Annotated in this window: 6 protein-coding genes; 2 read left to right on the plus strand and 4 right to left on the minus strand. The window is 41.4% G+C overall.

Features of this window, described 5'->3' with window-relative positions; genetic code table 11:
- On the plus strand, nucleotides 1–346 hold a 346-nt coding region (locus tag KTE19_RS12175), incomplete at its 5' end, for a hypothetical protein (RefSeq protein ID WP_217342389.1).
- 2 nt (nucleotides 347–348) lie between these two features.
- Here KTE19_RS12175 and KTE19_RS12180 read toward each other — a convergent pair.
- The 4 genes from KTE19_RS12180 to KTE19_RS12195 form a co-directional block, all read right to left on the minus strand.
- Nucleotides 349–2,190 carry an APC family permease gene (locus KTE19_RS12180; protein ID WP_056981139.1) on the minus strand — a complete coding sequence of 614 codons (1,842 nt, stop codon included), beginning with the start codon at nucleotides 2,188–2,190 and terminating at the stop codon, nucleotides 349–351.
- A gap of 342 nt (nucleotides 2,191–2,532) precedes the next feature.
- A complete protein-coding gene (gene groL, locus KTE19_RS12185; protein ID WP_217342390.1) occupies nucleotides 2,533–4,155 on the minus strand; it encodes a chaperonin GroEL in 1,623 nt (540 codons plus the stop codon).
- Nucleotides 4,156–4,228: 73 nt separating this feature from the next.
- Entirely contained in the window at nucleotides 4,229–4,513 is a 285-nt protein-coding gene (gene groES, locus KTE19_RS12190; RefSeq protein ID WP_217163493.1) for a co-chaperone GroES, read from the minus strand.
- A 393-nt stretch (nucleotides 4,514–4,906) separates the two neighbouring features.
- The gene (locus KTE19_RS12195; protein ID WP_217163495.1) at nucleotides 4,907–5,539 is read right to left on the minus strand and encodes a redox-sensing transcriptional repressor Rex; all 633 of its coding nucleotides are present in this window, start codon (nucleotides 5,537–5,539) and stop codon (nucleotides 4,907–4,909) included.
- Nucleotides 5,540–5,722: 183 nt separating this feature from the next.
- Here KTE19_RS12195 and KTE19_RS12200 point away from each other — a divergent pair, with 183 nt between their 5' ends.
- Nucleotides 5,723–7,687, plus strand: coding sequence for an ABC-F family ATP-binding cassette domain-containing protein (locus tag KTE19_RS12200; RefSeq protein ID WP_217342391.1), 1,965 nt, complete (start codon nucleotides 5,723–5,725; stop codon nucleotides 7,685–7,687).
- The last annotated feature ends 66 nt before the right edge of the window (nucleotides 7,688–7,753 follow it).

Below are 7,753 nucleotides of genomic sequence, written 5' to 3' on the forward strand. Positions count from 1 at the left end.
AAAAGGCATTCGATTGTGTTATCTGAAGAATAACATGCTCGAATGCCTTTTTGAATACGTCCAATTATTTAGTGCTTACGGTGGATCTGATTGTCCCAGTGTTTACCAACTTGATGGGGATCACACCATAGCGATTCAACCGGCTAACGAAAATGAGCACCTCTTCATCATGGAGAGGCGCTCGTTTTTAATTGGTACCAACTATTTTTTATCGTGTCATGGTCAAAAGATGTTTCACCAAACAACCAGCTGCCCACAAGACTATTCGCCACAATCCAAGAACAAGGTTGTGAGACAAATCAACAACTTGTACATTGGCTGCCAACTGTTCGATTCCACCCTCTGACACTACTCACGCAAATGATAGTTATAGGTCGAAATAATAATATTTTGCCGTGAATTCAAAATGGTTCGCAGGCGCAGACTGGTTTGGTTATGCAAAATGTTTTCCCAGCGGTGACGGGGTACAAATTGTGGAACCAAAACAGTTGTCGAATAGTTTCGATCTGCGGCTCGTTTAGCAATCACATCGCAAAATCGTAATGTTGGTTGGGCGATCGAACGATAGGATGAATGGATATCAACGAACCGGACATCTGGAAATTCTTTTTTAAATTCCTCGGACGTCTTATGTTCCTTCTCAGGATTGGAATCAAAGGAAACGTGCATGGCAATCACGTAGTCCCCGATTGACTGGGCATAGCTAATTGCATTGGCAGTTACTCGGGTAACACCGCCAACCAAAACAACCACCGTCGAACCATCAAAATGATGAGTTGCGGTAATTTCGGTATTATCTTCAATCACGCGCAACTGTTCGGCCACTCGTTTGTAATGCCGATTAATCTTGTAAAAAATGTGAATCAAAATCGGCATCACGATCAGATACGGCCAGACGTTTGGAAACCTTAATAAGAATAAACACGTTACCAAGGCTAATGAAATGAAGGCCCCAACAAAGTTAATGACCGACTTAAGTTGCCAATTTTTCCCGCGATTATGATACCAGTGAATAATCATTCCGGATTGAGATAACGTGAACGGAATGAACACACCGACAGCATACAGTGGAATTAAAGAATTGGTTCGGCCACCAAAGATTTGAATTAACACAATGGCGCCAACGGCCAACGAAATAATCCCGTTTGAATAACCGAGCCGGTCCCCTTTATCGAGGTATGCGTGGGGTAAAAACTTATCTTTAGCCAAATTATAAGCAAGAATTGGAAAGGCTGAAAAACCAGTATTTGCGGCAACAGCCAAAATCATCGCAGTTGATAACTGTAGCAGGTAGTAAACAATGCCATGACCGAAGACATTAACACCGATCTGGGAAAGCACCGTTTCATGGCTATTAGGAATAACACCCATGTAGTAACTCATATAGGTAATACCGCCAAAGAAGCACGCCAAGATGGTTGCCATGATGGCTAATGTTGCGGAAGCATTTTTACTCTTTGGTGACTTGAAATTCGGAACAGCATTACTAATCGCTTCAACACCAGTCAAGGAAGATGAACCAGATGAGAAAGCTCTGAAAAACAGAATCAGGGTCATACCTTCAACCGGTGCGCCAATATGAGCAGCGGCATGATACTGGATGTTTCCAGTGGCAATATTGTAACCACCATAAATAACCATCCCGATAATCATCACAATGAAAAGATAAACGGGCAAGGTCAGAAATGAAGCTGATTCACGAATTCCTCTCAAATTAAGCAGCATAATTGCAACTACAATCAAACAAGAAATCAATACTTGATGAGAATAAAGAGACGGGATCGCTGAAGTAATTGCTTCAGTCGCAGATGTTGTGGATACGGCCACAGTCAGCATGTAATCAACCAACAGTGAACCACCGGCAATGAGCCCCGCTCGTTCACCCCAGTTAGTGCTGGCAACAACATACGCCCCACCACCAGATGGATATGCGTGAATAATCTGTTGGTAAGAAAGCGTAATGGCAGCTAAGAGTACCAAAACAAGTGCAGCAACCCAGATTTGGTACATCAGGGCTGCAGCTGATAAAGTGATCAGAATTGTTGTTATCTGTTCGGTACCATAAGCCACTGACGAAAGGGCATCGGAAGATAATAATGCCAGTGCCTTAAACTTTGTCAGGGATTGGCCACCCTCATCAGTGGTTTTTAGCGGTTTCCCAATTAAAAACCGTTTTAAATATCGCCACATAAATAGTTACTCCTTTTAATATAAATCTACCACTCGTAGTGAACCATAAAATAATAGTCCTTCTTGGTAGCAAAAACAAGTCTTGTTATGCAGTAGTAAGATAACACGTAAATACACCATACAACACAAAAATGACTGCGACAACCTCGTTAGTTAATGTTTTTCGAAACAGTCGTTATATTAGGTTAACCGGGTATATTTTATAACCGTTGAAATGGTTAGTTTTCCAGTCACCTAACGACTAATCGTTAGCCATACAAAAAGCCGGCCGACAAACTGAATTCATTCGTCGTCCGACTCCGTTAAGTTATTTTAAATGATTAATCTGTCTGAATGCCTAAATTACATTCCCATTCCTGGAGTTGGCATTGGAGCAGCTGGTGCATCCTTCTTTGGTTCGTCAGCAACAACAGCTTCAGTCGTCAACAACAAGGCTGAAACAGATGCAGCGTTTTGAAGGGCTGAACGGGTAACTTTGGTAGGATCAACGATACCGTCTTTGATCATATCTTCAAATTTACCATTGGCTGCGTTGTAACCAATTCCGGATTTTTCATCTTTGAGTTGTTCAACGATTACTGAGCATTCAACACCGGCATTTTCAGCAATTTGACGAACAGGTTCTTCAAGTGCCCGGCGAACAATGTTAATACCAGTTTGCTCGTCACCATCGGCTGATTCGTCCAATTTTTCGATGTCTGGAATGACATTGATCAAAGCAGTTCCACCACCAGGGACGAAGCCTTCTTCAACAGCGGCACGGGTTGCATTCAAAGCATCTTCAATTCGGTACTTCTTTTCTTTCAATTCAGTTTCGGTAGCGGCACCAACCCGAACAACGGCAACCCCACCTGATAACTTAGCCAAACGTTCCTTTAACTTGTCACGGTCAAAGTCAGAAGTAGTCTTTTCAATCTGAGTCTTAATTTCTGAAACTCGTTGACTGATTGCATCCTTGGCACCTGAACCGTCAACGATTGTGGTTGAATCCTTCGTAACGTTAATCTTGTTTGCTTGGCCTAATTGTTCAAGCGTTGCGTCCTTCAAGTTCAAACCAAGATCATCAGTGATAACCGTTGCACCAGTCAAAATGGCGATATCTTGGAGTTGTTCCTTACGACGATCACCAAATCCTGGGGCCTTAACGGCAACAACATTGAAGGTTCCCCGCATCTTGTTCAATACAAGTGTTGGTAATGCTTCACCACCAATATCATCGGCAATAATCAAAAGTGAACGACCTTGTTCAACAATCTTTTGCAACAATGGCAAAATGTCTTGAATATTGGTAATCTTCTTGTCGGTAACCAAAATATATGGATTGTCGAGATCGGCTTCCATTTTGTCGTTATCGGTTACCATGTATTGTGACATGTAGCCACGGTCAAATTGCATTCCTTCAACAACATCCAAGCTCGTTTCAACACCACGCGACTCTTCAATGGTAATAACACCATCGTGGCCAACTTTTTCCATTGCGTCAGCAATCAAACTACCAACTTCGGTGTTAGCTGATGAAATTGAAGCAATCTGAGCAATATCATCTTTTGTCTTCACGTCATGTGACATCTTGTGAAGACCATCAACGGCAGCCTTGGTTGCTTTTTCGATTCCACGGCGAATGCCAACAGGGTTAGCACCAGCAGTGACGTTCTTCATACCTTCATTTACAATTGCTTGTGTCAAAACAGTTGCAGTAGTGGTACCATCACCGGCAACATCATTGGTCTTTGACGCAACTTCAGAAACTAATTTGGCACCCATGTTTTCAAAATGATCTGGCAATTCGATTGCCTTTGCAATTGTAACACCATCATTTGTGATCGTTGGGTTGCCTGCTGATTGTTCCAAAACAACGTTGCGGCCTTTTGGTCCTAATGTTGCTTTAACTGTGTCTGCTAATTTATCAACACCCTTGAGCATTGCGCCGCGGGCATCTTCAGAAAACTTAACTTGTTTAGCCATTACAAATTTCACCTCAAAAATGTATTTTTGATTTATTATATAAATTAATGATGCTGATTATTTCGCAAAAAGTTTATTCAACAACTGCGACAATATCTTTTTCATGTAAAACTAGATAGGATTTATCGTTGTCCTCGATCTCAGTACCTGCGTACTTATCGAACATTACCTTGTCGCCCTTTTTTACAACTGGCGCAACCTTTTGACCATTGTCCAAAACTCGGCCATCACCTACGGCAACAACTGTACCGGCTTGTGGCTTCTTCTTAGCATTATCTGCTAATACGATACCGCCTACCGACTTTTCTTCTTCTTTTTCTGTTTCGATAATTACACGATCGCCTAATGGTTTTAACACGTTAGTCCCTCCATTTACAACTATTTTTAGCATCATTAGCACTTGAATGACAGAAGTGCTAATCACTGTTTATAATATATTATTTTTTTGATCTAATTGCAAGGATTTATTAGAAAATGTTCAGGATATCATGCCTGGATTGGGATTATACCAGGGTTTGTGGCAGGGATTTAAATCATCGCCTAATTGCTCTATTTTTGAATCATCCCCTACTTTAAATAAGCCAATACCCATATTTAGACACATCTTGCACTCTTATAAATCAAATAAAGCGCCTCGCCGTGAACAAGAAACGTTCATCGCGAGGCACTTTATTTAAATTCAACCCGAGCTTTAACTTCGACTTATCCACACATTAATCGTGTTTTTCAATCGAGGTAAAGTCGCAGGAAACTACTTTCCAAAGTTATCGATAAAGTAAATCAACGTCTGTAGTTCATTGGTCAAATCGACGTTTTGAACCAGCACATTATCAGGTACTGAGATTCGGATTGGGGTGAAATTCAAGATCCCTTTTACGCCCCCAGCTACCGCATCCGCTGCAACTTCTTGGGCTGCAGATGATGGCACTGTCAGGATCACAACCTGAATTTGTTGTTCATGCAGCTGGCTGGCAAGCTCTGAGATTGGATAGACTGGTACCCCATCCTCAATGGTATTAATGATCGTTCCATTCGTATCAAATGCCGCAGAAATCCGTACGTTGCTATCTTTGTGGAAATTAAAGTTTAACAGCGCGTGGCCCAAGTTACCAACACCAATCAAAGCAACGTTGGTCAGGTGTTCCTGGTTCAAGATCTGCTTAAAGAAGTTCAGTAGGCTATCGACATCATAACCATAACCCCGTTTACCCAATGCGCCAAAATATGAAAAGTCTCGGCGAATGGTGGCAGAATCCACCTGAACCGCTTCTGCCAACTCGGTAGAAGAGATCCGTTGTTTTCCGGTATCGTGTAAAATATTTAAATATCGATAATAAATTGGCAATCGTTTCGCGGTCGCCTTTGGAATGTTTTCGGCTGTCAAAATTTCCTCCTGTAAAACCTATTTTAAAAATTCAAAACTTTGTGAACCCATCTTTATTTATTATTCTATCATATAATGCCACCTTGTGAAATGTATTTCAAGTAATACTTACAAACTATTATTGTAAAACCAGATAATATGATAAAATTATATACTGTTAACTACAGAAAGGTGGCCGCTGAATTGATAATTTTACAAGCCCAAGATTTAACCAAACGATTTAACGGGGAAGAAATCTTTTCGAATGTGAATATGGCCGTCCAAGAAAAAAGTCGAATTGCTTTGGTGGGCCGAAACGGCGCCGGAAAATCCACCTTAGTCAAAATGATAATCGGTGAACAATCGCTCGATGGTGGCCAAATTGTGACCAAAAAGAATCTGAGCATTGGTTACTTGGCACAAGACACTGGCCTAGATTCCGATAAATCAATTTATGATGAAATGGCCGCCGTCTTCGCCAAACTTAAACAACAAGAACGAAAGATTCACGAATTAGAGGCGCAGATGAGTGATCCCTCGATTGACCCAGCTTCCGAAGAATATGCCCAAATTTCATCACAATATGATAATATTCGGGCGGATTTTGAACAGCACAACGGTTATGGTTACGATGCAGAAATCAGAGGCGTCCTTCACGGCTTTGGATTTGGTCAAGCTGATTATGATCGGCCAATCAACGAATTGTCTGGCGGTCAAAAGACCCAACTTGCCCTGGCGAAGCTCCTCTTGGAAAAACCAGAATTACTGATACTCGATGAGCCGACCAACCATTTGGACGTTGAAACCATTACTTGGTTGGAAGGGTACATCCAGAATTATAGTGGCGCGCTCTTAATCATTTCACATGACCGTTACTTCCTGGATCGTATCGTCAATGAAGTCTATGAATTGGCTAACGGTACCTTATTGCACTTTACCGGCAATTACACAGATTATACAAAGAAAAAGGAAGAACGGGTTTCTCAACAGTGGAAAGAATATGAAAAACAGCAGGCCCAAATTGAGAAGCTACAGACTTTCGTTGACAAAAATATCGTTCGGGCGTCAACCACCAAGCAAGCTCAAGCACGACGAAAACAATTGGAAAAAATGAAGCGGATTAACAAACCAACCGCTGATTCAAAAACGGCTCGGTTCCAATTCACTCCAAAATCCAAAAGTGGCAATAACGTTTTGAACGTCACAAACGCTGCGGTTGGATACACGGCCATTCTGTCGGAACCCATTAATTTGGATATCAAACGCCACCAAGCAATTGCGATTGTTGGTCCAAACGGCGTTGGTAAATCTACCCTGCTCAAAAGTATTTTAGGAATCATTCCATTCATTAAGGGTCAAGCGTATTTTGGTACAGGTGTCGACACTGGGTATTATGATCAAGAGCAGGCATCCTTACATGGCAATAAAACAGTGTTAAGCGAGTTATGGGATGATCACCCAATGACCCCCGAAGGCGATATCAGAAGCATTTTAGGAAGCTTCTTGTTTTCCGGTGATGACGTTGCCAAGATGGTCCATGACCTTTCAGGTGGTGAAAAAGCCCGTCTCTTGCTCACAAAGTTGGCAATGCAACACAATAACTTTCTCATTTTAGATGAACCAACTAACCATTTGGATATCGATAGCCGAGAAGTATTGGAAAAAGCCCTCAACCAATTTGACGGCACAATCCTCTTTGTTTCTCATGATCGTTATTTCATTAATAAAATTGCCACGTCTGTTGTTGAATTATCTAAAAAAGGCACCGAAACTTATTTGGGTAATTACGATTACTATGTCAACAAGAAGGATGAAATGATCGCCATTAAAGAGCACGAGGCTCAAAAACAGGCAGAAGAACATCCAACTGAGACACGAACCGCCCCTGTTACCAACGATAAAAAGAATTACCAAATTAATAAGGAAGAACAGAAGCAGCAACGCAAGCTATCAAGAGAAGTTGCTGATCTAGAAAATCACTTGGATAGCTTAACGCAACAAAAAGATCAAATTGAGGCTAAAATGACCGAGCCAGATGTCTTTAATGATGTTGGCAAACTGCAAGATCTACAAAAAGAGCTTGAATCTGTTAACCACCAAATGGAAGCTACCGAAACAAGCTGGGAAGAAAAAAGTATTCAGTTAGAGAATATGAAATGTAAGCACTAAATAACTGGACGTCTACTTCGTAGACGTCTTTTTGAGTACCATAGAATTATTAATTAAGTATGAGGT

Origin of the sequence: Lentilactobacillus dabitei (assembly GCF_019061365.1) — a bacterium.
Taxonomy (GTDB): Bacteria; Bacillota; Bacilli; order Lactobacillales; family Lactobacillaceae; genus Lentilactobacillus; species Lentilactobacillus dabitei.

Excerpts from the sequence above, each read along its gene's own strand:
- KTE19_RS12180 (WP_056981139.1), bottom strand. The coding sequence starts at position 2,190 with ATGTGGCGATATTTAAAACGGTTTTTAATTGGGAAACCGCTAAAAACC.
- groL (WP_217342390.1), bottom strand. The coding sequence starts at position 4,155 with ATGGCTAAACAAGTTAAGTTTTCTGAAGATGCCCGCGGCGCAATGCTC.